At 52.1% G+C, this 26,109-nt stretch carries 20 protein-coding genes, 5 tRNA genes and 2 rRNA genes; 5 read left to right on the top strand and 22 right to left on the bottom strand.

What is annotated here, in order from left to right; all coding sequences use genetic code 11:
* Window positions 1-208: 208 nt before the first annotated feature.
* The 6 genes from PDUR_RS19755 to PDUR_RS19780 form a co-directional block, all read right to left on the bottom strand.
* A complete protein-coding gene (locus tag PDUR_RS19755) occupies window positions 209-727 on the bottom strand; it encodes an adenine phosphoribosyltransferase (protein ID WP_042207845.1) in 519 nt (172 codons plus the stop codon).
* Window positions 728-919: 192 nt separating this feature from the next.
* Window positions 920-3,328: a single-stranded-DNA-specific exonuclease RecJ gene (gene recJ, locus PDUR_RS19760; RefSeq protein WP_042207847.1), complete on the bottom strand. Its 2,409-nt coding sequence runs from the start codon at window positions 3,326-3,328 to the stop codon at window positions 920-922.
* 31 nt (window positions 3,329-3,359) lie between these two features.
* A complete protein-coding gene (locus PDUR_RS19765) occupies window positions 3,360-4,325 on the bottom strand; it encodes a cation diffusion facilitator family transporter (RefSeq protein ID WP_042207848.1) in 966 nt (321 codons plus the stop codon).
* Between the two features lie 113 nt (window positions 4,326-4,438).
* Window positions 4,439-5,341 (bottom strand): protein translocase subunit SecF, encoded by a 903-nt coding sequence (secF, locus tag PDUR_RS19770; RefSeq protein ID WP_042207849.1) that lies wholly within the window; start codon window positions 5,339-5,341, stop codon window positions 4,439-4,441.
* Entirely contained in the window at window positions 5,331-6,581 is a 1,251-nt protein-coding gene (secD, locus tag PDUR_RS19775) for a protein translocase subunit SecD (RefSeq protein WP_042207850.1), read from the bottom strand. Before secD ends, secF begins: the two co-directional genes overlap by 11 nt.
* 236 nt (window positions 6,582-6,817) lie before the next feature.
* A complete protein-coding gene (locus PDUR_RS19780; protein ID WP_036594250.1) occupies window positions 6,818-7,069 on the bottom strand; it encodes a post-transcriptional regulator in 252 nt (83 codons plus the stop codon).
* A gap of 119 nt (window positions 7,070-7,188) precedes the next feature.
* On the opposite strand from PDUR_RS19780, the gene spoVB reads away from it, so the two are divergent.
* Complete coding sequence (gene spoVB, locus PDUR_RS19785; protein ID WP_081949595.1) at window positions 7,189-8,874, top strand: stage V sporulation protein B; 1,686 nt, start codon at window positions 7,189-7,191, stop codon at window positions 8,872-8,874.
* Here spoVB and PDUR_RS19790 read toward each other — a convergent pair whose 3' ends face one another.
* On the bottom strand, window positions 8,875-9,669 hold the full coding sequence (locus PDUR_RS19790; RefSeq protein ID WP_042207852.1) for a DUF421 domain-containing protein: 795 nt from the start codon (window positions 9,667-9,669) through the stop codon (window positions 8,875-8,877).
* A gap of 215 nt (window positions 9,670-9,884) precedes the next feature.
* Between PDUR_RS19790 and PDUR_RS19795 the strand changes: the two genes are divergently transcribed.
* The 4 genes from PDUR_RS19795 (at window position 9,885) to PDUR_RS19810 (ending at window position 13,948) form a co-directional block, all read left to right on the top strand.
* On the top strand, window positions 9,885-10,277 hold the full coding sequence (locus tag PDUR_RS19795; protein ID WP_042207853.1) for a TIGR04086 family membrane protein: 393 nt from the start codon (window positions 9,885-9,887) through the stop codon (window positions 10,275-10,277).
* Window positions 10,278-10,376: 99 nt separating this feature from the next.
* Complete coding sequence (locus PDUR_RS19800) at window positions 10,377-11,216, top strand: phosphatase PAP2 family protein (protein ID WP_233277402.1); 840 nt, start codon at window positions 10,377-10,379, stop codon at window positions 11,214-11,216.
* Window positions 11,217-11,440: 224 nt separating this feature from the next.
* Complete coding sequence (locus tag PDUR_RS19805; RefSeq protein ID WP_042207854.1) at window positions 11,441-12,226, top strand: ABC transporter ATP-binding protein; 786 nt, start codon at window positions 11,441-11,443, stop codon at window positions 12,224-12,226.
* Between the two features lie 3 nt (window positions 12,227-12,229).
* Window positions 12,230-13,948 (top strand): hypothetical protein, encoded by a 1,719-nt coding sequence (locus tag PDUR_RS19810; protein ID WP_042207855.1) that lies wholly within the window; start codon window positions 12,230-12,232, stop codon window positions 13,946-13,948.
* Between the two features lie 70 nt (window positions 13,949-14,018).
* Here the strand turns inward: PDUR_RS19810 and yajC are convergent, their stop codons facing one another.
* From yajC to PDUR_RS19885, 15 genes are all read right to left on the bottom strand, one after another.
* The gene (yajC, locus tag PDUR_RS19815) at window positions 14,019-14,324 is read right to left on the bottom strand and encodes a preprotein translocase subunit YajC (protein WP_042207856.1); all 306 of its coding nucleotides are present in this window, start codon (window positions 14,322-14,324) and stop codon (window positions 14,019-14,021) included.
* Between the two features lie 44 nt (window positions 14,325-14,368).
* Window positions 14,369-15,505 (bottom strand): tRNA guanosine(34) transglycosylase Tgt, encoded by a 1,137-nt coding sequence (gene tgt, locus PDUR_RS19820; protein WP_025692355.1) that lies wholly within the window; start codon window positions 15,503-15,505, stop codon window positions 14,369-14,371.
* A 20-nt stretch (window positions 15,506-15,525) separates the two neighbouring features.
* On the bottom strand, window positions 15,526-16,554 hold the full coding sequence (gene queA, locus PDUR_RS19825; RefSeq protein ID WP_042207859.1) for a tRNA preQ1(34) S-adenosylmethionine ribosyltransferase-isomerase QueA: 1,029 nt from the start codon (window positions 16,552-16,554) through the stop codon (window positions 15,526-15,528).
* Between the two features lie 6 nt (window positions 16,555-16,560).
* The gene (locus tag PDUR_RS19830) at window positions 16,561-18,648 is read right to left on the bottom strand and encodes a SpoIID/LytB domain-containing protein (protein WP_042207860.1); all 2,088 of its coding nucleotides are present in this window, start codon (window positions 18,646-18,648) and stop codon (window positions 16,561-16,563) included.
* Between the two features lie 36 nt (window positions 18,649-18,684).
* Complete coding sequence (ruvB, locus tag PDUR_RS19835) at window positions 18,685-19,692, bottom strand: Holliday junction branch migration DNA helicase RuvB (RefSeq protein ID WP_042207861.1); 1,008 nt, start codon at window positions 19,690-19,692, stop codon at window positions 18,685-18,687.
* An 83-nt stretch (window positions 19,693-19,775) separates the two neighbouring features.
* A complete protein-coding gene (ruvA, locus tag PDUR_RS19840) occupies window positions 19,776-20,399 on the bottom strand; it encodes a Holliday junction branch migration protein RuvA (RefSeq protein ID WP_042207863.1) in 624 nt (207 codons plus the stop codon).
* Window positions 20,396-20,899: a crossover junction endodeoxyribonuclease RuvC gene (ruvC, locus tag PDUR_RS19845; RefSeq protein WP_042207865.1), complete on the bottom strand. Its 504-nt coding sequence runs from the start codon at window positions 20,897-20,899 to the stop codon at window positions 20,396-20,398. Before ruvC ends, ruvA begins: the two co-directional genes overlap by 4 nt.
* A gap of 291 nt (window positions 20,900-21,190) precedes the next feature.
* The gene (locus tag PDUR_RS19850; RefSeq protein ID WP_042207866.1) at window positions 21,191-21,940 is read right to left on the bottom strand and encodes a BofC C-terminal domain-containing protein; all 750 of its coding nucleotides are present in this window, start codon (window positions 21,938-21,940) and stop codon (window positions 21,191-21,193) included.
* A gap of 249 nt (window positions 21,941-22,189) precedes the next feature.
* Window positions 22,190-22,266, bottom strand: a tRNA-Arg gene (locus PDUR_RS19855).
* A gap of 6 nt (window positions 22,267-22,272) precedes the next feature.
* Window positions 22,273-22,347 (bottom strand) — tRNA-Gly (locus PDUR_RS19860).
* Between the two features lie 30 nt (window positions 22,348-22,377).
* Window positions 22,378-22,454 (bottom strand) — tRNA-Asp (locus PDUR_RS19865).
* 24 nt (window positions 22,455-22,478) lie between these two features.
* Window positions 22,479-22,555, bottom strand: a tRNA-Met gene (locus PDUR_RS19870).
* Between the two features lie 34 nt (window positions 22,556-22,589).
* A tRNA-Glu gene (locus PDUR_RS19875) sits at window positions 22,590-22,664 on the bottom strand.
* A 150-nt stretch (window positions 22,665-22,814) separates the two neighbouring features.
* Window positions 22,815-22,931, bottom strand: a 5S ribosomal RNA gene (rrf, locus tag PDUR_RS19880).
* 122 nt (window positions 22,932-23,053) lie between these two features.
* Window positions 23,054-25,981, bottom strand: a 23S ribosomal RNA gene (locus PDUR_RS19885).
* Between the last annotated feature and the right edge of the window lie 128 nt (window positions 25,982-26,109).

A 26,109-nucleotide genomic window follows, 5' to 3' on the forward strand; every position in this document is an offset into this window, starting at 1 on the left:
GCTTTTAGGTACCGTTTCTCGTAGAAATATAAGACAAATGGATAAGCGCTCAGCTTATTAATCTTATATTTTGCAAAAAGCCGGCAGCCCTTCGTACTTAAGTACGATGATGGGCTGCCGGCTGTTTATTTCCCGGAAAATAGAGCGAAATCTTGCTTCCCGAAGGCTATTCCCTCAGTTAGCTCCTCTCTCACTAAGCAGCGAAAAATTAAACCTCGTAGCTAAGAAGGGACACGACTTCCACATCATTAAGCTTCTTACGTCCTTCCAGCAGTTCCAGTTCAATCAGAAATGCCGCTCCAACCACATTGCCACCCAACTGGCGGACTAGGTTCACCGCGGTGGAAATCGTGCCTCCGGTTGCCAGCAGGTCATCGGCAATCAGCACATTTTGACCAGGCAGAACCGAATCGGTATGTACTGCAAGAGAGTCTTTTCCATATTCGAGATCATAGCCGGCTTCAATCGTCTCGTACGGCAGTTTGCCGCTCTTGCGGATCGGCACAAACCCTACGCCCAGCGCATAGGCAAGAGGAGCCCCTATGACAAAGCCCCGCGCTTCGGGACCTGCGATGACATCAATCTTCAAATGGGCCACACGTTCTTTCAGCGCATCGATAGCCCCGCGGTACATTTCGCCGTCCTTCAGCAGTGTCGTAATATCTTTGAAGCTGATGCCCGGCTGCGGGAAATCCGGAATGACGCGGATAATTTCTTTGAAATCCAAAATAACTCCTCCTAAAAATTTTGATAGCATATACTTCCCGAGTCAACTTCGCAAAATTCGCTTCGGAAGTATTCGCTTAGTTTTGATAGCAAACACGTCCTGAATTTTCTTCGCAAAACTTACTTCGGAAGCATTCGCTTAAAGTTTGTTAGCATACAGCCGAGTGCCGCACGGTCTCTCGCCCGTTTTGCTTTAGGATGCGCCGAGACGGCGTGACTCCATCCATTCTTGCAGCTCTGAGGGACTTCCTTCCGTAAAATACTGCTCCATTTCCGCTAATTCGCTAAGGCGCATAAAATGGCTTGAAGAAGTAAGTTCCCGGGCGGCAGGCCGGGTAACAAAGGACAACTGCCCCTGCTCTCTTCTTATAAAATCAAGTTCTTCGAATACGTCAAGCATCATCTTCAGCATACGCAGACTCATCAGCGATTTGCGGCTGAGCCGCAGCAGCACTTCCTGTTCCGGAACCGACCTGGCGGCAATGGCGGCCAGCCATTTATAGAGCATCTTAAAATGCTCTCTCGTCGGAACAAGCAGCCGCTCCCGCTCCTGGCGGAGCGAATGCAGCAGTGCAATGTTCTCTACTTCAGGGAAAGTACGCAGCAATGCATCAAGCTGCTCTGTCGACTCAGGCATATCCAGGAGACACAGAAGGGAAACACGGCTTCCGTCAACTTCCCCGAGCAGATTGTCTGCCGGAGATATTCCGTTATATTGATCATATACCCAAAAGGTCATCCCTTGACATTCCGGCAGCTCTTGCTCTTTCAGCGAATCCCTGCGAACCACAGCCGCGGCCAGACCTTGTCTGCCGCCGGTCTGCGGCAGCAGCAAATTCCGCAGGCGCTGGGTCCTGCCGGCGGCATCCCGAACCCCGCGAAAATCAAACAGCTGCTGCTGAGGAACGCTCAAATCTTTAAGCATAAGCTGGACCTTGCGGGAACCATTCCATTCGTTGATCGACAATTCCGCCAGTACATCGATACCGGTGCCGGGCGGAAGCAGTTCAGCCAGCTCTCCCTTGCCGAAAGCGACGGCTTCGACTGTCGCGCCTCCCTGCTGCAGAACCAGCTTCAGATGCCGGTTGCCCTGCCCCATAGTACGCGTCTCCTTCACTACCGCTTCCCGCACAATGAACTTTGGCAGCGGATTGCTCATGCCGAAAGGAGCCAGCAGTTCAAGCTCCTCGGCGGCCTGCAGCGACAAATCGGCCAGCGCATACTCTCCGTCCGCCTCGGTAACAGGCACCAGATGCTCGTCCGTTAGGACGCCTGTAGCGAATTCATCCAGCGCGGCGGTAAATGCCTCCAGATTATCCAGGTGAAGACTCATGCCTGCCGCCGCCGGATGCCCGCCAAAGTGATCCAAGAGCTCCGAGCAGGAGGCAAGCGCCTCGTAAATATCCAGGCCCGGAATGGAGCGCGCTGAGCCTTTGCAGCAGCCCGTCTCGGGATGAATGTCCAATATGATTACCGGTCTATAGTACCGCTCGAGCAGCTTGGAAGCTACAATGCCGACAACCCCGACATTCCACCCTTCCCCGGCCAGAACGATAATGCCCGGAAGCTTTCCATCCTTGATTCTCTCTTCCAAACGGCTGATCGCCTCCGCTGCAATCCGCTCTACGACCATCTGCCGCTCTTTATTTAACAGGTCCAGTTCTCCGGCAAGGCGTTCCGCTTCCACGGGGTCATCCGAGGTCAACAGCGACACGGCCCGTCCGGCATGATCGAGGCGCCCGCTGGCGTTAATACGCGGTGCAAGCGCAAAAGCAACATTAACCGCGTCCACGTTCTTCACGCTTACGGCGCTCACTTCAAGCAGCGCCCGAATGCCGGGATATTTCGATCTGCGCATACTGTTAAGGCCCCGGCGCACAATGGCGCGGTTCTCGTTCAGCAGCGGCATCAGGTCGGCGATCGTTCCGATGGCTGCGATCTCCGACCATTCCTCCGGAACTTCACCGTCCAGGAGAGCCTGAGCCAGCTTGTAGGCAACTCCCACTCCGGCCAATCCCTTGAACGGATATGGGCAGCCGGGCAGCTTCGGATTAATGAGAGCGTAAGCGGCAGGGAGAACCTCCGGCGGTTCATGGTGATCCGTTACGATAACATCCATTCCCAGCTCGTTCGCATACGCGATTTGGCTGCATGCGCTGATCCCCGTATCCACTGTGATAACCAGCGAGACGCCCTGCTGCAGCGCCCAATCGAGCGCATGGTTATGTAGTCCATAGCCCTCGCCCGACCGGTGCGGGATATAAATATCGAAAGAAGCCCCCAGATGGCGCAGGAGATAAATCATCAGAGATGTACTGGATACTCCGTCGGCGTCGTAATCTCCATATACAAGGATATGTTCCTCATCCTGCAGCGCTTTTTTAATCCGGGGAACAGCCTCTTTCATCCCTTTCAACAAGAACGGGTCATGCTCTTCTTCCGTTCCAGAGTTAATAAATGCAAGAGCTTCCTCCGGCTCTGTCAGTCCCCTCGCGGCAAGCAGGGAAGCAACCAGTGGAGAAACAGAAAGTCTCCGGGCCAATTCCCTGGATTGAACGGGATCGGCAACCGGAGAGTGCCATTTGGTTTTTGAATACAGCAATGCGGTTCACCTTTCTCTCATGCTAAGCCGGCTACTGAAGCAGTGTCGGCGTTTCGCTATCCGCCAGTTCATAATTGGATTTATAAGGATAACCGGGCTCGTAAGGCACGGTATCCATATGAACCTCGCTAACGTGGACGAAACGGTGCTGCAGCAGCTTTTTAGCGCAGTCCGCAATTTCCCTGGCTTCCAATACGGTGATTCGCGGATTGACGCTTATGGTCACATGGAGGTTCACGCAGCGCCCATCTTCAAGAGCCTTTAAATGTTCCACTCGAATGACCCCATGCACCTTCTGAACGGTATCGATAAAGCTGACCGAGTCCTCATGCGGAAGCTCTAGGCTCTCCTTGCCGTGAATCGTACTTAGAATGAGCAAATACCCTTTACGAAGAATGAGGCAAGCCGCCAGAAGGGCCGCGATTGGGTCCAGATACAGGAGAGGATGCCAGTTCAGGTAACCTCCGAGTATGGTGGACAATGCGGCGCCAATCAACACGGTCAGTGAAGTGTACAAGCTGTAACGGTGGTTATCGGCATAAGCGGCATGGCTGCCGTTTCCGACTTTTTGAGAAGACCGGTATTGATATTGAAAAATAACTTCCTTCACCAGCAGAGACAGACAGATCGTCAACAGGGCAAGCTCGCCCGAAGGATTCAAGTTGCCGCTCGTCAGATCGCGAATTGCGGAAAAAGCGATTTGCAGGCCGCCCATCAAAATGAGCACTGCAAACACTACGGATAAAAAGGGCTCCCGCTTACTTTTCCCATCCCGGGCAATCGGCCTTTTCTTATGGCTCCCCTTACCTTCGATGCGCCACGGGAGAACTTCAGCCAGCTTCGCTGCGGCATCCGCGCCCGAGTATAAAGCGTCGGCGATCAAAGCCTTACTCCCTGAAAAATAGCCCGCGCCTCCTTTAACCAAAGCCAGCGCAAAATCACCGGCAATTCCGATCCAGGCCGCACGCTCTTTTTGAGACGAGTACTTTTCATTCATCTGGGTTCCTCCTTGCCGCTTCCAAATACACGTGTGTTGAGTATAATGACCTGACATCTCTCCAGGGTTTCAAAAGCCGCGTCGTCATGAACGCGGCTTCATCTGATAGCTCATTATGCTTTGGCAGGCTTGCCCTTGGGCTTAGCCTTTTGGTTCTTCTTCAGCAGCAGCCAGAGTGGGCTCGCGATAAAGATGGAGGAATAAGCTCCGAACAGCAGGCCGATAACCATGGCCAGAGAGAACATCTTAATCGACTCGCCGCCAAGCACCAGCAGGAAGAACGCGGCGATGAATACGGTAAAGGCGGTATAGAGCGAACGCATAATAGTCTGGGATACGCTCTTGTTTACCAGATCTTTCAGATCGTCGTAAGTCTTCTGCTTGCCGAAACGCAGGTTCTCCCGAATCCGGTCAAAAATAACAATCGTATCATTGATTGAATAACCGATAATCGTCAGCACCGCGACAATGAATGTCAAGTCCACTTCCAGCCGAAAAATGGAGAATACGGCAACGACCATGAACGCGTCATGGACCAGAGCGACGATCGCCGCTATTGCAAAGCGCCACTCGAAGCGAATGCTTACATATACAATAATCCCCAGGCAAGAAATGAGAACCGCATAAATCGCGTTGCGGGCAAGCTCCCTGGCCATTTCGGTATCGACGGTGTTGACTTCAAACGATGCCTTGTCGTCAAGCTTGGATATGGCGCTCTTCAGCGCGGCATCCTGCTTATTCGTCAGCTCTTCGTCATAGCGGATGGTCACGCGCTGCGTTCCGGGTGTAATATTCGGCTCGTGATCCGTTCCAATGTTAGCGACAGCTGTACGGATCTGGTCCACCGTCAAATTCTTGGAGAGGGAAACGTCAACGTTGGAGCCTGCTTTGAAATCGACGCTGTAGTTCAGATTGAATACCGCCAGAAATATAATCCCCAGAATCGTAAGCGTGATGGAGAAAATGTAGAAATATTTGCTCAAGTGAACGTAATCGAGCTCTTTCTTAAAGCGCACTGATTTCACTCTCCTTTACCCCGAATTGCTTCGGCTTACTCAGCTTGCCGGCTTTAACCAGCATGTTAAGCAGCCAACGGGCGAAATAAAGGTTCGTAAATATGCTGAGCAGAATTTCTACAATCAGCACCAGGGCAAAGCCTTTTACCGAGCCTGTACCAAATGCGAACATGACGGCCGCGACGATAATCGTGGTGACGTTCGAGTCCATTACGGTACGGAAGGAAGACTTGCTGCCTGCCTTGACGGAGGACATGATGCTCTTGCCGCTCCGCATTTCTTCCCGAATTCGTTCATTTGTAATAATGTTGGCGTCAACTGCCATCCCGATCCCGAGTATGAATGCCGCTATGCCCGGAAGCGTCAGGGTAAAGTCGGCAAACACGAAGACCAGAATCAGCAGCCATGTATGCAGAATCAAGGCAAAGCTGGCAATTAGACCTGGAGTACGGTACATGCCGATCATAAAGATCAGAATAAAGACCGAACCAATCAGGCCGGCTTGGACCGTCTGATTCAGGGACTGCTTGCCAAGAGTTGCGCCTACGCTTTGGGAGTATTTCTCCGTCAGCTTCAGCGGCAGAGCCCCGAGATTAATCGTATCTGCCAGATTCCGGGCTTCCTCGATTGTATAATTGCCCGAAATCGATGCCGTTCCGTCCGTAAGCTCCGCTCTTACTTGCGGATCGGAGAGCTTCGTGTCATCCAGATAGATGGCCAGATGCTGTCCGAGCAGACGCTTCGTAATTTCCGCAAATTTCTGTTTATCTTTAACCTTGATGCTGATTTCGATCTGATTCAGGTTGTCGCGGCCGATGGTTGCGGCGTTCTCTACGAAGTCGCTGCCCACCAGTTCGACTTTGCTGTACGTTCCTTCGGGGTCGCCTGAGGCGGCGCTGCGGAAAGTAAGCACTGCGGGTTCCTTCATCTTCTCACGAACCTCAGCCTCATTGGTAACACCGGCGATTTTCAGACGGATGCGGTCCGTTCCTTCCGTGGTAACCTCAGGTTCGCTTGTTCCTAGTACGTTGGCCCGTTTCTCCAGGCTTGCAGCGGTCTGCAGCAGAGAAGCCCGGGTCACTTCTTTGCCTTGCTCGGAAGGCTGGGCTTGATACAATATTTCGAAGCCGCCTTTCAAATCAAGACCCAACCGCACTCTGTCAAGCAGCCCCGGAGTCGATACCGCCATAACGGCCACCAAGACTAGCACGGTAATGATAAAGCTCAAAAGTCTTTTCATGCTCTTGCTAGTTCCCCTTTCTTAAACTCAATATTCCTATTATAGCGACGCGCCAAATGAGCGTCAATTCATGCAAAGATGAACGACATCCTCCATATTACCAAAAAGAAACGGCGGCTTCAGCCGCTTTTGTTACAATGCGGCAAGCCATCCGTTTCCGGGGAAGCTATGAAGTCTTTGCTCATTTACCATACGCCTTTGTGAATCCGTTTGCAAAAATCCCTCATGAATTCCATTTATTTCAGTCCTTTGTAGGCGGAAATGGTCAAGTAATTCATGTAAGTTGTCACTTTCAAGGAATAGATATCATTCACAATTCTATGGATCTGCGGCGTTCCTTCCTTGGCATAATTTCGGCTGACACACTCCCAGACATCCTTGGCGGTTACATATTCATAACCAAGGAGCCGGAATTCCTCCGCCTTGCTGCGGCACATGTCCTCGATATCCTTGTCCAGCATCTCTTGATCATTGTGCTCCGATTCCACGTGTTCACACCTCCCGCAGTCTTATAAACCTTGTCCATGAACTTTTCTCAAGTTTAGTATTCGACCTTCTTCCCGGCTTTCCTTCTTTACGGCCAAAATGTTATGCGAGGATGCGAGTCATGTCCGATCAGATACGGCATATCCATTTAGTAGGACAATCGTTCGGCGATATATTTTACCCCGGGAAGAAGGAATGCCATTTGAGGAAACCGAAGAGGCAGAGCTTTATCTATGGAACCTTGATCCTGCTTACAGCGGGTATTGTCAACCGGATGCTGGGCTTCATTCCGCGCATCATTCTGCCGCGTGTAATCGGAGCCGAAGGCGTCGGCTTGTACCAGCTTGGATATCCTTTCTTTTTAGTGCTTGTAACTGTCATAGCCGGAGGAATTCCGCTCGCTGTTGCCAAAATGGTGGCGGAAGCCGAGGGCAGAAATCAGCCGGAGCAGTCGCGGCGCATTCTGCGTACGGCCCTTGCGCTCAGCGTATTTCTTGGCATTCTGTTTACGGGAATCGCGCTAGCGGGAGCTTCCTGGGTATCCACTTCAATTCTGACGGACAGCCGCGTATATTACACTTTCATCGCCATGACCCCGATGCTGTCTATTGTCGCCGTTTCCGCTGTATACCGGGGTTATTTTCAGGGACTGCAGAACATGATTCCCTCTGCGCTGTCTTCCGTTGTGGAGACGGTTACGCGCATTATCTTCATGCTGTGGTTCTCATGGCTGCTGCTGCCCAAGGGCATTTCCTTTGCCGCGGCAGGCGCTATGCTGGGGGTTACCGTAGGTGAAATTACAGGGATGCTCGTGCTGCTGATCAAGTACCATTTCGGTGAAAAAAAGGACAACCCGCAGCTTGACCAGCAAAAAAGCGCTTCGGTTGAGACTGGGGAAAAACGCCCGGAAGAAGGTAACGCTGCCCACAGCGGCGGATTATTAAGGCGGCTGCTTGGCATTTCCGTTCCGGTAACTGCCGGAAGACTTGTCGGCTCGTTCTCTTATTTGCTGGAGTCGATTATTACCGCCCGAAGCCTGGCCATGGCGGGGATTGCCACTTCGCTCGCAACCGCCCAGTACGGCTCGCTCCAGGGGATGGTTATCCCGCTGCTTCTATTGCCGGGGGCGCTCACCAGCGCACTCGCCGTCTCGCTTGTGCCATCGCTGTCCGAGGCCTCGGCGCGCCAAGATCTCAAAGCGATCCATAAACGGATTCATCAGGCGCTGCGCTTGGCCATGGTAACCGGTGCGCCATTCACTGTAATTATGTACGTGCTCGCCTCCCCGCTGTGCAGTCTGCTGTACGGCAGCGCAGACACGGCTCCGATGCTGCGAATGATGGCGCCGTTCGCCCTGTTTCTGTACGTGCAGGCTCCGCTTCAGGCGGTGCTTCAAGCAATGGAACGGCCGGGTACGGCATTATTCAATACGCTGGTCGGCGCAATTGTCAAAATTCTGCTCATCCTGTTGCTCGCTTCAAGACCCGAATACGGAATCAATGGTGCTTTGATCGCCATCATCGTCAACAGTATACTGGTCACCCTGCAGCACGGATTCAGCGTCGTCAGGTTGATCTCCCTACGCGTGAAGCTGAGCGATCTTCTGAAGACAGGCGCGGCAATGTTGATTATGGGCGCTGGCGTAAAGTATGTGCATACCCACATTTCGATAGCCGAGGCACAGTGGGTGCAGTTTCTGTTCGCTTCTGCACTTGGTATGGCATTTTACCTCGGTATCTCGCTGCTGACAGGACTGTTTACACGGCGTGATCTCGAAAAAATTCCGCTTATCCGCCGCTGGCTGTAGCTACTTGGAGCGGATATGATCCACATAAAGCTTACCCTTGTGGTCGATTGAACAGAGAAACACATCGCGAAAATCCGAGACGCCTTTTTGCCGGATCTGATTTCTTAGCCAAAACCGCGTTTTTCCGATCATTTCCAGATTATCGTCTTGTACCTTGCCGTCCATAATCAGCGGCACCGGCAGCCCTTCATACCGGATTTTGTCTTTGGGAAAATCCTGGCCGATCCCTCTGGCTTCTGATCCGCTGCTGCTGTCGCTACTGCTGTTACGGATGTTGCTGTTACGGATACTGCTGTTATCATATTTGCTGTTACCGGAACGATTGGAAGAGGAGACGTCATTATTTTTCTCGATCACGGTCAACTGACCGGTTGGCTCCAATATCGCAAATTCGACATCCGCCGGACTTGTAATATTTTGCCCTCTTAGCTGCAAAAGCAGGTCATCTATATTATATCTCAGTTTACGCATTTCCTTTCGCTGAATTTTGCCGTCCGCAATCAAAATGCTCGGTTTGCCGTCTATGAGCAGTCTGAGCTTACGGCTCTTTAGGCTGAACTGGGCCAGCACCACCTGGATCAGAACCAGCGTCACCATCGGCACAATACTGTCATACAGCGGGCGCTTTATATCTTCAATGGCGAATACAGCAATTTCGGCGATCAGAATGGAAATCGTAAGGTCAAACAGCGACAGCTTCCCAATCTCCCTCTTACCCATAATTCGCATGCTCAGGAAGATGAAGAAATACATTAGCAAAGTCAAAAAGATATGTACGCTGATATGCCATAACATATTGCTTCGCTCTCCTTTATCGGATCCTCCGAACACCCATCAGCGCCGGACGGAACAATGTAACCCTATTCTGACCGCGCAGCCCATGTAACATTCGGGAAGTCCCCGCTCAATTACTGGTAATGCCCGCCGGGGCTTTCATGTACTATTGGGGCAAGCCGTCTCATAGTATGAAGTAACTGATTATGCAACCTGTAAAAAGAGGAGGTTAATCCATGCATTTGCTACGGAAACTGTTCTCGCTGAAAATCGGGAGCCCCGTCCTGTCGGGCCTGTGCCGCGCTTTTCTGTGGATGCTGATGGGAGCTTTCATTCTTTCGTTGCTGCTCTGGGGAAGCGGTCTAAGTGAACAAGATCTTTCTTTGTACACCTACGTTGTACATGGACTGGCCATCGCCTTCGGAGGTTGGACAGCGGGAAAGCGTGCGATCCGCAAGGGGTGGTATCAAGGCTGTCTTACCGGAGCTTTTTACGGAATCATTGTACTGATTATCGGTTTCCTGGCCTTGGACAGCCAGCTGAAAGCGGTCGACCTGCTGTGGATAGCGGCTGCTGCGGTCATTGGCGCGCTTGGCGGCATGTTTGGAGTTAATTTCCAGAAAGCTTAATAATTCCATTTCAAAAAATTAAAACGCCGCTTCCCAAAATGTGATACACTGTCTTCATCCAATTGTTGTTTTCCCACATTCAAGGAGGCTTCGAACGCTTTGCTTTACCAATCAATGAATACCGTTACCTGGTTCACCGTAATGATCGTCTTTCTGCTGATCGGCCTTGTAACAAGGCGAAATCCGTTTACGCCAGTTGTTTATCTTGTCAAAGAGCTGCTGCGGTCCTACAAATTAGTGCTGCTCATCGCCGCAATGTCCGGCGTGCTCGCTCTTAACAAGTATGAACTGCAAATCGAGAAGAGGCTGCATCTCACTTCCGATTTTACCGGTTTTGTATACGGTCTAGAAGGACATTTTGTCCAGGGAATTCAGCATCTGTTCTACGCTCCATGGCTGACCCCGATTATCGTGTTCTTCTACGTATTTATGCTGCAATCGGTGCTGGCTGCATCGCTTGGAGTGTATTTGATGGACAAGAACCGTCTCATGGTCTATGCAACCTGTTACGCTGTCATCCTGAATTATGCAATTGCCATTCCTTTTTACTTATACTTTCCAGTCAACGAGGTGTGGTCCTATGCTCCGGCGGGCGTCCGGTTCGTCATGCTGGATGTTTTCCCAAGATTTGAACAGGAGTACCGGGCATTGTCCGGACTTAACAACTGCTTCCCCAGCCTGCACACTGCCATTTCCTTGACAACGGCGCTGCTCGCTCTAAGATCGGGCAACCGGCGCTGGATGATGGTTACGGCTATTTCGGCCTCCGTCATTATTTTCGGCATCTTCTACCTGGGCATTCACTGGCTCACCGATATGATAGGCGGTACTTTACTGGCTATTCTCTCTTCTTCGCTCAGCGTTCAACTTGCCAAGCTTACACTTCGCGAGAACGAGGTTACGCTGCGGGTCGGAAACGAAGCCACTCCAATGCGGTAGACAGGAATAGTCATGGCATGGCCGCGATTCAGTATGGACCCTACTGGCGTCTAAACGTGTACGATACATTTATTGAAGAAGTCTCATTATGAGGCTTCTTTTTTTGTCAGAATTTATTTGCGCCGTGCTTATGATCACCCGATCCCCCGATACATTTCCATATTGTGGGATAAGATGGAACGGAGTACAATAAAGTGAATTTAAAAAAAAGGATGATCAGACCAATGAACTCTATGGAATGTGTATTGTCTATTTCGGACCTATGGATGGATTTTGGCGGCAGCGACGTATTGCGAGGAATCGACCTGAAAGCAGGACCCGGACAAATAATCGGTTATATCGGTCCCAACGGCGCGGGAAAAAGCACAACAGTCAAGATTATGCTCGGCCTTGTTCAGGGGTATCGGGGAACCGTAGAGCTGTTTGGCGCTAACATAGCGGAAGAAGGGACGAATTACAAGAAACGGATCGGCTATGTGCCTGAGACCGCCGATTTATATGACGTTTTGACCGCAAGGGAGTATTTAACGTTCGTGGGCGAATTATACGGCATGGAAGCGAGGACTGCGGAAAATAAAGCGATGCGGCTAGCCGGACTGTTCGGTCTAGACAAGGCTTTCGATTCGAGAATCTCATCTTATTCAAAAGGCATGAAACAAAAGACCCTGCTCATATCCAGCCTGCTGCATAATCCCGATCTTTTGTTCTTGGATGAACCGCTCAGCGGACTTGACGCAAATAGCGTCATGATTGTGAAAGAGATTATGGCCCGGCTTGCCGCGCAGGGCAAGACCATTTTTTATTCTTCGCATATTATGGATGTCGTCGAAAAAATAAGCAGCCGTATCGTCTTGATTAACGGCGGGCAAATCGTGGCGGACGGGAGCTTTGAAGACCTGCGCACGAAGAGTCAAGAAGGAACACTCGAACAGATTTTCAATCAGCTTACAGGCTTCAGCGACCATGAAGAGATTGCGGAATCGTTCGTGTCCATAGTGAAAGAGGGGTAACAAGTGAAGGAATTTTTAACACTGAGATTGTTAGACAGAGTAAAGCCGTTATTCTTAAAAGCGGGCGTCGATTACGATATGCTCCGGCGGATTCTGCAGGTTAAGCTCACTATGGACCAAAGGAGAAAACCTGCTGTGTTCGACAACTCTTCCCGCGCAAGCAAACCGGAGTATACGCGCAAAGGCAACGTATTAAAACAGACGAACTCCGGAGCGTCTCCATTGTCATCCATCAAATCCCTATGGGTATACGGGCTCCTTGGCGCAATCGGCATAACGCCTTTTTTGCTGCTGGGGGACAACTATATGCTTCAGGCGGGGCTGATATTCAGCATTATCCTATTCTTTCTGACTACCACGATGATATCCGATTTCTCCTCCGTGCTGCTCGATCTAAAAGACAGGCATATCCTGCATACCAAACCTGTGAATGCCCGGACGCTCGCTGCCGCCAAAACGGTGCATATTCTCAGTTACCTGGTCTTATTGACCGCGTCACTTACCATTGTACCTCTGCTTGTGTCCCTGTTCAGACATGGACTGCCGTTCTTTTTGCTGTTCCTGCTTGAATTATTTGCAGCCGATATCTTTGTCGTTGTCGCGACCTCGCTGATGTATTTGCTGGTTCTGAAATTCTTTGACGGAGAGAAGCTTAAGGATATCATCAACTATGTACAAATCGGGTTGTCCGTGACGCTCACGATTGGTTATCAAATTATGTTTCGCGTATTGGATATCATCAATTTTAGTTCAAGCTTTAGTGTGAATTGGTGGCATTATCTGCTGCCTCCGTTCTGGTTCGCCGCCCCTTTCGAGTGGCTGCTTCATGGGAATTCCAGGCTTGCGGTTCTCATCCTATCGGCTCTGTCCGTGGTTATCCCATTATTGTGCGCAGTCGTATATATCAGGTTCGGAAACTCCTTTGAGCGCTACTTGCAAAAAATGGCCGACAGCGGTAAATATGAAAAACGGAAAGCCTTGGGGCTTCATCTGTCCCTCGCCCGTTTAATATGCCGCAGCCGCGATGAAGCGATCTTTTATAGTTTTGCGGCAAGAATGATGTCCAGGGAAAGGGAATTTAAGCTCAAAGTATACCCGATACTTGGACTCGCAGTGATTTTTCCCTTTATTTTTATTCTGAATAATCTTTCAGATTCGTCCTGGGCCGCCCTCTCCCGAAGCTCACTGTATCTGTTCATTTATTTGACCGCTCTGTTTATGCCCTCCGTTGTAGCATTGCTGCGCTATTCGGGCAACTATAAAGGCTCTTATATTTACCGCACTCTTCCCTTGAAGGACATCAACGCTATACATAAAGGTACAATAAAAGCCGCGATTACCAGGCTGTTCCTGCCGCTGTTCCTGCTTGACGGCATTGTGTTCCTCCTTATTTTCGGCATCCGAATCCTGCCTGATTTGGTTGATGTTCTGCTGGTCGTAATCTTGTATACGGCGATCATTTACCGCTTGAACGGCCGCGGGCTTCCTTTTTCCGAATCGTTCGGGAACTCCCAGAAGGCGGGGATAAACAAGACTCTGCCCGCCATTTTCATCATGGCCGTTTTTGCCGGTATACACTATGCCGCTAGTCTTGTTCCCTCTGGAATATACGTCTATGCCGCAGCTTTATTTATTCTGAATGGCCTTTTCTGGCACAGTGGCTTTAAGAATATGCAAACGAAAGAATCGTTCAGCTCCACTGAGAACGTAAAGATACTTTAATCCTAACAAAGCGGCATGCTTCCCGTTTACGGAATGCATGCCGCTTTATCAATAATATTGGGCTCTTGTATTAGTTTGAATCCGCTTCCGTTGTAACGGAATGGCTGATCGAACCCCGGTCAAAGGTCAGCTTCGTCACGTCATTCACCCGGAGAACGACAATATCGTCGGAAATCTCCAAGATCGTACCGTGCAAGCCGCCGATTGTAACCACCTTATCACCCTTTTTCAAAGCCCTCAACATGGTGTTCCGCGTCTTGGTCTTCTTCTGCTGAGGACGGATCAGCAGGAAATAGAACACGACAAACATCAGAACAAACGGACCGACAAGCCCTAAAATGCTTGAGGACTGGGATGCTGCAGCATACTGAAACATATTTCACCCCCCTTTCAAATCTTCATAAAGCACAATCCAGCACTTTAGAAACCTTTTGAATTATCATTTAAACCGTATTGCGCGAAAAACTCATCGCGAAAATCCAGCAGCCGGTCTTCCATGATGGCCTTTCGCACCTTACGCATCAGTTCCAACAGGAAGTACAAATTATGGTAGGTCGTCAAACGAAGTCCGAAGGTCTCGTCGCTCTTAATTAAATGACGCAAATACGCACGCGAATAATTGCGGCAGGTATAACAACCGCATTCCGGATCAAGCGGCCCAAAATCGCGGGCATACTGCGCATTTCGGACAACGAGTCTTCCCTGACTGGTCATTGTCGTTCCATTACGGGCAATGCGGGTCGGCAGCACACAATCGAACATGTCTACACCCCGGATTGCGCCTTCCAGCAGCGCGTCAGGAGAACCTACGCCCATCAAATAGCGCGGCTTGTCCTGCGGCAGCAGCGGAACCGTATAATCCAGTACTTCATACATAAGCTGCTTGGACTCTCCGACACTGAGTCCTCCAATAGCATACCCCGGGAAATCCATGGAAGTCAACTCAGCAGCGCTCTGCTTCCGAAGATCTTCGAACATCCCGCCCTGAACGATAGCGAACAAGCCTTGATCATGAGGACGGGCATGGGCTTTCAGACACCGCTCCGCCCAGCGGGTTGTCCGTTCCAGCGATTTTTTCACGTAATCGTATTCCGCTGGATAAGGCGGGCATTCGTCAAAAGCCATCATGATGTCGGAACCAAGCGCATTCTGCACCTCCATCGCCACCTCCGGCGACAGAAACTTCTTATCTCCGTTCAAATGGGAACGGAAGTGCACTCCTTCCTCCGTGATTTTGCGCATCTCGCTTAGCGAGAACACCTGAAAACCGCCGCTGTCCGTAAGGATCGGACGGTCCCAATTCATAAATTTGTGCAAACCGCCGGCTTCGCGGACGATATCATGTCCCGGGCGGAGAAACAGATGATATGTGTTGCTCAGAATGATCTGGGCGTCCATATCCTTCAGTTCTTCGGGACTCATCGTCTTGACCGTTGCCTGAGTGCCAACCGGCATAAAAGTTGGCGTTTCAATAACCCCATGAGGGGTGTGAACTCTTCCAAGCCGGGCTCCCGACTGCTTGCATGTCTTAATATGCTCGTAAGTAATTGCTGCCATATGCGTAACCATCCTCATACTTAGTAAATGAACATTGCGTCGCCGAAACTGAAGAAGCGGTACTTCTGCTGAATCGCCTCTTGATAGGCGGCAAGAATATGCTCTCTGCCCGCCAAGGCGCTGACCAGCATAACCAGCGTCGATTTCGGCAGATGAAAATTCGTAATCAGGGCGTTCACCAGTTTGAACTCATAGCCGGGATAGATAAAAATATCCGTCCAGCCGCTGCATGCTTCAAGCGGTCCATCGCCGAACATGCCGCCGACCGTCTCCAATGTACGGCAGGAGGTCGTCCCTACCGCTACAATCCGGCTTCCCTTGACCCGGGCTTCATTCAACATATCCGCCGTCTCCTGGGGCAGCATGAAATACTCCGAATGCATGACATGCTCTTCCACCGTGTCCACAGACATGGGGCGAAATGTGCCCAGTCCCACATGAAGGGTAATATAGGCTATGTGAACCCCTTTGTCCTGAATCTGCTTCAGCAAATCCTCTGTAAAATGCAGACCGGCCGTAGGCGCTGCCGCCGAGCCTTCATGACGGGCGTACACGGTCTGATACCGTTCCCGGTCATCCAGCTTCTCCTTAATATATGGCGGTAACGGCATCGTACCAAGTCTGTCCAGAATCTCCTGAAATATCCCTTGGTACATGAACCTCAGCGTTCGCCCGCCCATATCGCTTTCTTCCTCGATAACGGCCCGGAGCTCCTCGCCGAACGATATGACGGCGCCAGTCTTAAGCTTTTTCCCCGGCTTTACCAGCGCATCCCACCGGTCTTCGCCAAGGCTCTTGAGCAGCAGCACCTCGGCCTTAGCCCCGGTATCTTCTTTAATGCCGAACAGCCTGGCAGGAATGACTCTCGTATCATTCAGCACAAGCGTGTCTCCAGGCTGCAATTCGTCGATAATATCGGTAAAATGCCGATGTACCGTCCTGCCGCTCCGCTTGTCCAACGTGAGCAGCCTGGATGCGCTGCGGTCGGGAAGCGGAGTCTGGGCAATCAGTTCCTCCGGCAGATGGAAATTATACAAATCCACATTCATTGCTTGTCATTCCTTAACTATAGTGACGTTCTGAAAATAGTGTTGCAAAATCTTCTGGTAGTCATACCCTTGTTCTGCCATTCCCTTTACGCCCCACTGGGACATGCCAAGTCCATGGCCGTAACCCCAGCCAATGAACAGGAAGCCCGGGCTGGCGTCAATCACCCTCGCCTTGTTCTCCCCGTTCATAACTACAGTTCCGCTGCCGCCATCTGTTACCATCCCCGAGGCGGACAGCACGCCGGCCTGCTGTGAACCACTCACCGATGCGGTCCTGCCGTCGGCGCCTAGTACAGTATAACTGCCGGATGGCACAATATCAAACAAAGTGCTGGGCAGCCCGCCCAGAGCGGAACGGTACAAATCGGGATACTTCACACTTAGGGCATTACCGTTAGCCTTGACCTGAACCGCTCGTCCTGACGGGCCGCGTTCCGTCACCTGAAGGCTGATGATGGATGATGGAAGAGCAGCGCTCGTCTTCCCTTGCAGACTCTTCAGAAGCTCGGCCGATGTGTAAGGTCCCTTAATCCAACTGTAGCTGCCCGACTCCAGCACTTTGTCCAGTACAACCGCATTCTCTCCCGGATTCAGCTTGCCGACGGGACTTACGCTGCTGTCAAGAACAGGAAGAGCCCGTACATTGACATCCTTGGTCGTTGCCGTCAGCAGGTCGAGGCCGGCTGCGGTCTTCTCTCCCGTCAGCTTTACGTTGTCTTCCCGGACGTACCCGTCAGCGCCACCGGGCAGCTGCACATAATACCATTTCTTCGCGGCGGCCACTGCAGAACTGTCGCCGGAGCTGTCGACGCTGGCAAATATATTCCCGCCGTTATTCCATACCTCAGACGGGTCGGCTGTCACACCGCCGCTGTTGGATGAGAAGACGGCTTCAATGATGTTCCCTCCGCTCTTCAGGACTTCTCCGGCGGTGGCATCCACCGCCGAGGTAACTGAAGCCGCTTCGGTTCCGATCCCGTTGTATACTTGACTGAGCGTAGTATCGACGACATTTGCGATATCGAACCGCATCCCCTGCGCAAGCGCATAACTGCGGGCCGCCACCGCCTGCGCTTTAAGCGCTTCTGCCGGCCAGCTCGATGAGACCTCTCCGCCAACAACCGAGTATAGATATTGCTCCAGCGGCAATTCATTGATCACCGATAAGGCCCCGTTCGATCCGCCAAGCTCAAGACTGCCGCGGTAAGTCCGCTTGGATCTCTCGGCAAGCTGAATGCCCGCGCTGCTTCCGGCAGCCATGAACTTCGCTCCGCCGGATACCGCATAATGCTGCGCCTGCGTCTCGCTGTTCAGGTCAAGACCGGCTTCCGTCCGGATCATGAGGCCCGCAGAAGCCGTCGTTAAAGACAGCTGTGGAAGCACCTGGTGAAGCACAATCCGCGCCGCGTCCAGATCGCTGTCGCTGGCAGCTTCGGACACCCATACCTCGTACCGCGATCCCCCGCCTTCGGAAGGCACGACGGCTGTCCAGGCGTCAACGCCGGCAAGGGCGATGCTTGCCCTGGCGGTATCTGCTTCCAGCTGCGTGGCATAGCCTCCCGCACTCAGATGCTTGCCGCCCTTAATGACGGGAGGTTGATCCGCAGGAAGGCTCAAGCCGGCATTAGCCACTCTGTCAGCCGCATTCTTTGCGGCGCTTTCGCTGGCATATGTTCCTGTATAGAGTTGATATACATTACTGCCGCCCTTTGAGTTCAGGAACAGCAGGGGCTTGTCCGATGTAGATTGAAGCTTCTTCGCCGCGTCGGCTGCCGTCTGCCAGGAAGACGTCTCCAGCACTTTGACACGGTAACCGTCCAAGCTAGCCCGCGCCTTCGTCCCTGAAGGGACCGTAACGAGAACGTTCCCGCCATCTTCGGCGGCCAGACTCCAAGCCTGATTCGAGAGCAGCGTGACCGCCGGAACCGTCAATTTATATTTGCTGCCAATATCCGCAAATAGCGCGACGCGTATCGTTCGGGGCGAGTCGGCGTAACCTGCTCCAGAGGGAATGAGCAGGCATCCCGCCGCCAGCGCCGCCGCCAGCAGACCTTTTGCCAGTGCTGGTTTCCCTTTCTTCCACAAATGCCTCATCTTCACGTTCTCCTCCAATCGCCAAATTCGAAAAGATCAGGATTGCTCCGGAGGGAGCGGAATTCCTAAATGCTGGTAAGCTGCTGGGGTAACCATTCTTCCTCGGGGCGTTCGCTGCAGAAATCCGATTTGCAGTAAGTACGGCTCGTAGACGTCTTCGATCGTCTGACTCTCCTCGCCGATCGTTGCGGCAATCGTGTCCAGCCCGACAGGCCCGCCGCGAAATCCCGTGATCATCGAATGCAGCATTCTGTGGTCAATGCTGTCAAGTCCCCTCGGGTCGACCTGCAGCATCTTGAGCGCCTCGCCGGCGATCTCCGGCGTAATGATCCCGTCTCCTTTGACCTGGGCATAATCGCGAACCCGTTTCAGCAGTCGGTTCGCGATACGTGGGGTCCCCCGTGAACGCAGTGCAATCTCTTCAGCCGCGTCGCCGACAATTTCGATACTGAAAATATCGGCGCCGCGTGAGACGATATAGCTCAGTTCGTCCACCGTATAGAACTCCAGCCGGCTGACAACGCCGAACCGGTCGCGCAGCGGCGCGGACAGCAGCCCAGCCCGCGTGGTGGCCCCCACTAGCGTGAACGGCGGCAGGTCCAGCCGTACCGAGCGGGCGCTCGGGCCTTTGCCGATCATAATATCAAGCGCGAAATCCTCCATCGCCGGATACAATACTTCCTCCACCGTCCGGTGCAGCCGGTGAATCTCATCGATGAACAGCACATCGCCTTCCTGCAGATTCGTCAGCAGCGCCGCCAGATCGCCCGGCCGCTCGATTGCAGGACCGGACGTCGTCCGCAGGTTCACTCCCAGTTCGTTGGCGATGATATTGGCCAGCGTCGTCTTCCCCAGACCCGGCGGTCCGTACAGCAGCACATGATCCAGCGCCTCGCCCCGCATTTTTGCCGCTTCGATATAGATTTTCAGATTCTCTTTAACCTGGTTCTGCCCAATATATTCAGCCAGAAAGCGGGGACGCAAACTAAGTTCCACCGCCTGGTCTTCCATCATTAAATTTGCGGATATGATCCGGTCCTCCATCTTTCCATCGCTCCACTTCATCATGTACTTAGCGGACCTTCGTCACCTGCTGCTTATTTGCTCTTTACTTCGCTAGATCCGGTCTACTTCGCTACATACAGCAGCTTAAGCGCTTTTTTCATCAGCACATCGACCGAAGCGGTCTCCGCGCCCTCCTTCTTCAGCGCCAGCCAGACACGATCCAGCTCACTCTCTGTGTACCCAAGCGCCTTAAGCCCGTCTCTGGCTTCCTGCCAGGATACCTCACCGGAACCGCTCTCCGTATTCTCCTCCAGCGCAAACAGCCCGGTTTGGAAAGTGACCGTTCCCAGGCCATCCAGCTTGTCCTTCAGATCAAGAATCATACGCTGCGCGGTCTTCTTGCCGATTCCCGGCAGCTTCGTCAGGAATGTAATATTCTCCTGATAAATCGCCGAAATGACATGATCCGGCGTCCCTCCTGTCAAAATCCCAAGCGCCACGCGGGGCCCGATGCCCGACACCTCAATCAGCTTCCGGAACAATTTCTGCTCTTCCCGGGTGGGAAAGCCGAACAGCAGTATCGCATCCTCGCGAACATGATGATGAATATATACCGTTACCGGCCCCTCTTGTTTCGCAAAAGCATAGGGATTTGGGCAAAACACCCGGTATCCCACGCCCTGAACATCCAGCACTACGTATTCCTGTTCCAGATGAACGACCGGTCCTCTCAAAAAATCGATCATTTTCGCAATACCTCATTTATCTTCGAATTCAGCGTGTAAGAGTGGGCATGACATACCGCAACCGCCAACGCGTCGGCTACATCATCCGGTTTCGGAATAGCAGACAACTTCAGATACATCCGCACCATTTCCTGAACTTGGCGTTTCTCCGCCTTGCCGTAGCCGACTATGGCCTGCTTCACCTGCATCGGTGTATATTCCGCCACATGAAGCCCGCGCTGCACCGCCGTCAACACCAAAACGCCGCGAGCCTGCCCGACCGACATTGCCGTCGTCACGTTCCGGTTGAAAAACAGCTTCTCAAGGGCCACGGCATCCGGCTTGTAACGGTCAATCAGCTGCAGCATCCCTTCATACACATGAAGCAGCCGCTCCTCCTCCGGTGTGTGGGCTTCCGTCTGGATGCACCCATATTGCACCGGCGTAAGCTTGCTGCCATTCTTGTCAATAAAGCCGAAGCCGACAATCGCAATCCCCGGGTCGATCCCCAAAATTCGCACAACCATCTCTCCTCTATTGAAAACGGGAGCCTTCCCGCACGGTCCATTTCTTCGCCCTTAAAGCGAACATATGTATTCCTTCTACCCATTATAGCAAAAATAGACTGCACGAGGGGCATAAAATTTGCCATACTCGAGATATTAATAGCCCCGAATAAATAGGCCCACCTTTTGAGGCATGTCCTGTCATAATCCACATATAGGAAAGCAGAAAGCAGCAAAAAGACCGCAGGCTTTCACCAGCGGTCCTAAAATCTTTTTTCCATTATCATATGCTTAACATCAATTACCCTACATCGCCTCGGCATTGTCCCTTGCATAATCGCTGAAGGTCGACAGAACACTGTTGTATTCATCGATATCCTGCACACGGATTCCGCCTTGAAGCTGCCTCCACACCTTCTCCGGCAAAGCAGATTTCATAGTGCCTATGTCGATTTGAAAAAAAGTTTTGAGCGCCTCTTCCCGTTTAGGAGGGCCTTTGAACAGGGTAAGATTTCCTTCGTTATCTATGCCAATATACGCATCCTTCTTACAGGAAGGCGATAGATCGTTCACATTCCGTTCCAGCCAGACGTCTCCTTCTGGGCCAATCTTCCCCTGCCAATCCGAATGTTCCGCAATTAGGAACTGCAATTCCTTAGGGCTCATCACTTGAGGCACATTACGGATCTCCTCACCGCATACATAGGTTGTCTTATAATGTACCTTCCGGTTAAGACCGCTATCGGCAATAACCCTGATAAGCGAAATCGCATTGCCTTGATTCGAAGTCTGCTCATCTTGATCTTCCTGCTCGAACACAGCGGAAACCTGCCCAGGCAGTAGAGCATCACCGCCCGAGGCGCGGTCATTCAGCTCGGCAAAGGTTTGTTCCGCTGCCGACATTGATCCTGTCAACAGTCTCGATATATCCTCAGACATCCGCATCCCGGACCAGGCACAGATTGTAAGCACTGCACAAGCCGTCCCGACCCACAGCGCTTTTTTCCACCGTCTCCACCGGCGCCACAGCTGCTTTTTCAATCGAAAAGCACTCATGTTAATCCCTTCATTCTGCTTTTTTCCTTAATCTGTCCTCGGACGCCGGAATTTATGCAGCGGTGGTTTCTTCGTTATGATATTCCAGTTACCTGTGATCTTCAGTCGGCTCATTGTTGCTACAGAAAGGGGGATAAGAGCAGCTCAAAGAAGAGGCAATACTTATAAAATAAAACAAAAAAGTGGCTCAAGCTGTAATCAGCTTAACCCACCTTACTATACATCGATTCAGTTTGGAAAAAATCATAATGGCGCGCCCTGAGAGATTCGAACTCCCGACCTTTTGATTCGTAGTCAAACGCTCTATCCAGCTGAGCTAAGGGCGCAAAATATGGAGCGGACGACGGGAATCGAACCCGCGACCCTCGCCTTGGCAAGGCGATGCTCTACCGCTGAGCCACGTCCGCATATATTAAATTTAGATGAGTACATTTAAATGGCGGAACCGACGGGATTCGAACCCGCGATCTCCTGCGTGACAGGCAGGCATGTTAGGCCTCTACACCACGGTTCCAAGAGGCTCTTCTTAAAGAAGAATTGGTTGCGGGGGCAGGATTTGAACCTGCGACCTTCGGGTTATGAGCCCGACGAGCTACCGAACTGCTCCACCCCGCGTCAATTAAATAATAATTCAAGTGTTATCAATTAATGGTGACCCGTAGGGGATTCGAACCCCTGTTACCTCCGTGAAAGGGAGGTGTCTTAACCCCTTGACCAACGGGCCATATTGATCACTTCTCAAGCGTGACAACGAACATTATTATATCAAATTAATTTATATAAAGCAATAGCTAAATATTATTTCCATTACGGCTACTTAAAATACTTCGATAGAAACAAAAAACCACTACTTAGTATCAGCAGTGGTTCATGTGCTTGGCAGCGTCCTACTCTCCCAGGACCCTTCGGTCCAAGTACCATCGGCGCTGGAGGGCTTAACGGTCGTGTTCGGGATGGGTACGCGTGGAACCCCTCCGCCATCGCCACCAAACGGCAGGCTTGATCGCCTGAAAACTGGATAGAAACGAAACATTGCGTCTTCCCCATTCCGGGGTCCCCGCAAAGTACTCGGATTCAGCTTCGTCAGCCTCATCTTCACTTTGTGGGGTGAATTTGGATAAGCCCTCGACCGATTAGTATTGGTCAGCTCCACACGTTGCCGTGCTTCCACCTCCAACCTATCTACCTCGTCGTCTTCAAGGGGTCTTACTAATTGGGAAATCTCATCTTGAGGGGGGCTTCACGCTTAGATGCTTTCAGCGCTTATCCCGTCCGTACGTAGCTACCCAGCCATGCTCCTGGCGGAACAACTGGTGCACCAGCGGTACGTCCATCCCGGTCCTCTCGTACTAAGGACAGCTCCTCTCAAATTTCCTGCGCCCACGACAGATAGGGACCGAACTGTCTCACGACGTTCTGAACCCAGCTCGCGTACCGCTTTAATGGGCGAACAGCCCAACCCTTGGGACCTACTTCAGCCCCAGGATGCGATGAGCCGACATCGAGGTGCCAAACCTCCCCGTCGATGTGGACTCTTGGGGGAGATAAGCCTGTTATCCCCAGGGTAGCTTTTATCCGTTGAGCGATGGCCCTTCCATGCGGTACCACCGGATCACTAAGCCCGACTTTCGTCCCTGCTCGACTTGTAGGTCTCGCAGTCAAGCTCCCTTCTGCCTTTGCACTCTTCGAATGATTTCCAACCATTCTGAGGGAACCTTGGGACGCCTCCGTTACACTTTAGGAGGCGACCGCCCCAGTCAAACTGCCCGCCTGACACGGTCCCCGTACCCGATGAGGGTACCAGGTTAGAACCTAGATACGATCAGGGTGGTATCCCAACGTCGCCTCCACCGAAGCTGGCGCTCCGGCTTCTAAGGCTCCCACCTATCCTGTACAGATCGTACCCAAGTTCAATATCAAGCTGCAGTAAAGCTCCATGGGGTCTTTCCGTCTTGTCGCGGGTAACCTGCATCTTCACAGGTATTAAAATTTCACCGGATCTCTCGTTGAGACAGCGCCCAAGTCGTTACGCCATTCGTGCGGGTCAGAATTTACCTGACAAGGAATTTCGCTACCTTAGGACCGTTATAGTTACGGCCGCCGTTTACTGGGGCTTCGGTTCACAGCTTCGGATTACTCCTAACCGCTCCCCTTAACCTTCCAGCACCGGGCAGGCGTCAGCCCGTATACTTCGCCTTGCGGCTTCGCACAGACCTGTGTTTTTGCTAAACAGTCGCTTGGGCCTTTTCACTGCGGCCCCCTCGGGCTATTCACCCTACCGAGGCACCCCTTCTCCCGAAGTTACGGGGTCATTTTGCCGAGTTCCTTAACGAGAGTTCTTCCGCGCGCCTTAGAATTCTCTTCTCGCCTACCTGTGTCGGTTTGCGGTACGGGCACCTTCTCCTGGCTAGAGGCTTTTCTTGGCAGTGTGAGATCATGACCTTCGCTACTACAATTTTCGCTCCCCATCACAGCCCAGCCTTACGGTGTACGGATTTGCCTATACACCAGCCTCGCTGCTTGGACGGACATCCATCAGTCCGCGTCACTACCCTCCTGCGTCCCCCCATTGCTCATAACGGATTATGGTGGTACAGGAATATCAACCTGTTGTCCTTCGACTACGCCTGTCGGCCTCGCCTTAGGTCCCGACTTACCCTGAGCGGACGAGCCTTCCTCAGGAAACCTTGGGCTTTCGGCGGATCAGATTCTCACTGATCTTTTCGTTACTCATACCGGCATTCTCACTTGTGTACGCTCCAGCTGTCCTTACAGTCAACCTTCAATGTATACACAACGCTCCCCTACCCCTGATGCAAGCATCAAGCCATAGCTTCGGTGGTGTGTTTAGCCCCGTTACATTTTCGGCGCAGAGTCACTCGACCAGTGAGCTATTACGCACTCTTTCAATGGTGGCTGCTTCTAAGCCAACATCCTGGTTGTCTGTGCAACTCCACATCCTTTCCCACTTAACACACACTTGGGGACCTTAGCTGATGGTCTGGGCTGTTTCCCTTTTGACAATGGATCTTAGCACTCACTGTCTGACTCCCGGCGACAAGTAGATGGCATTCGGAGTTTGACTGAGCTTGGTAACCCTTGCGGGCCCCGCACCCAATCAGTGCTCTACCTCCATTACTCTTAATCACCGAGGCTAGCCCTAAAGCTATTTCGGGGAGAACCAGCTATCTCCGAGTTCGATTGGAATTTCTCCGCTACCCCCACCTCATCCCCGAACTTTTCAACGTTCGTGGGTTCGGGCCTCCAGTGCGTGTTACCGCACCTTCACCCTGGACAGGGGTAGATCACACGGTTTCGGGTCTACGCCCACGTACTCAAGTCGCCCTATTCAGACTCGCTTTCGCTGCGGCTCCGGCTCCTCGCCTTAACCTTGCACGTTAAACGTAACTCGCCGGTTCATTCTACAAAAGGCACGCCATCACCCCTAAAATGGGCTCTGACTTCTTGTAAGCACACGGTTTCAGGTACTCTTTCACTCCCCTTCCGGGGTGCTTTTCACCTTTCCCTCACGGTACTGTTTCACTATCGGTCGCCAGGGAGTATTTAGCCTTGGCAGATGGTCCTGCCGGATTCATACGGGGTTTCACGTGCCCCGCACTACTCGGGATCCGTCTCGGAGGGAACAGAATTTCAATTACAGGGCTTTTACCTTTTCCAGCGGGCCTTTCCAGACCTCTTCATTTACCCTATTCCTTTGTAACTCCATGTGAGACGTCCCACAACCCCGAAGAGCAAGCTCTTCGGTTTAGGCTGTTCCGCGTTCGCTCGCCGCTACTGACGGAATCACTCTTGTTTTCTCTTCCTCAGGGTACTTAGATGTTTCAGTTCCCCTGGTCTGCCTCTAGCTCTCCTATGAATTCAGAGAGAAGTGACTGTGCATTACCACAGCCGGGTTTCCCCATTCGGACACCCCCGGATCAAAGCTTGCTTACAGCTCCCCGAGGCCTTTTCGTTGTTCGCCACGTCCTTCATCGGCTCCTGGCGCCTAGGCATCCTCCGTGTGCTCTTACTAGCTTAACCAACGCTCCAATTTCCGCCTGATCGCTCCGTCTTGTTTGAAAGGCTGCTTCCGGATGTCTCCGTTCGCTTTCGCCTTTCAAGCCAAAAGTCGCTCTCATTCGAAAATCTTCGCTCTCAGCTAATAACTA

Origin of the sequence: Paenibacillus durus, from assembly GCF_000756615.1 — a bacterium.
In the GTDB taxonomy this organism is placed as follows: domain Bacteria; phylum Bacillota; class Bacilli; order Paenibacillales; family Paenibacillaceae; genus Paenibacillus_AQ; species Paenibacillus_AQ durus.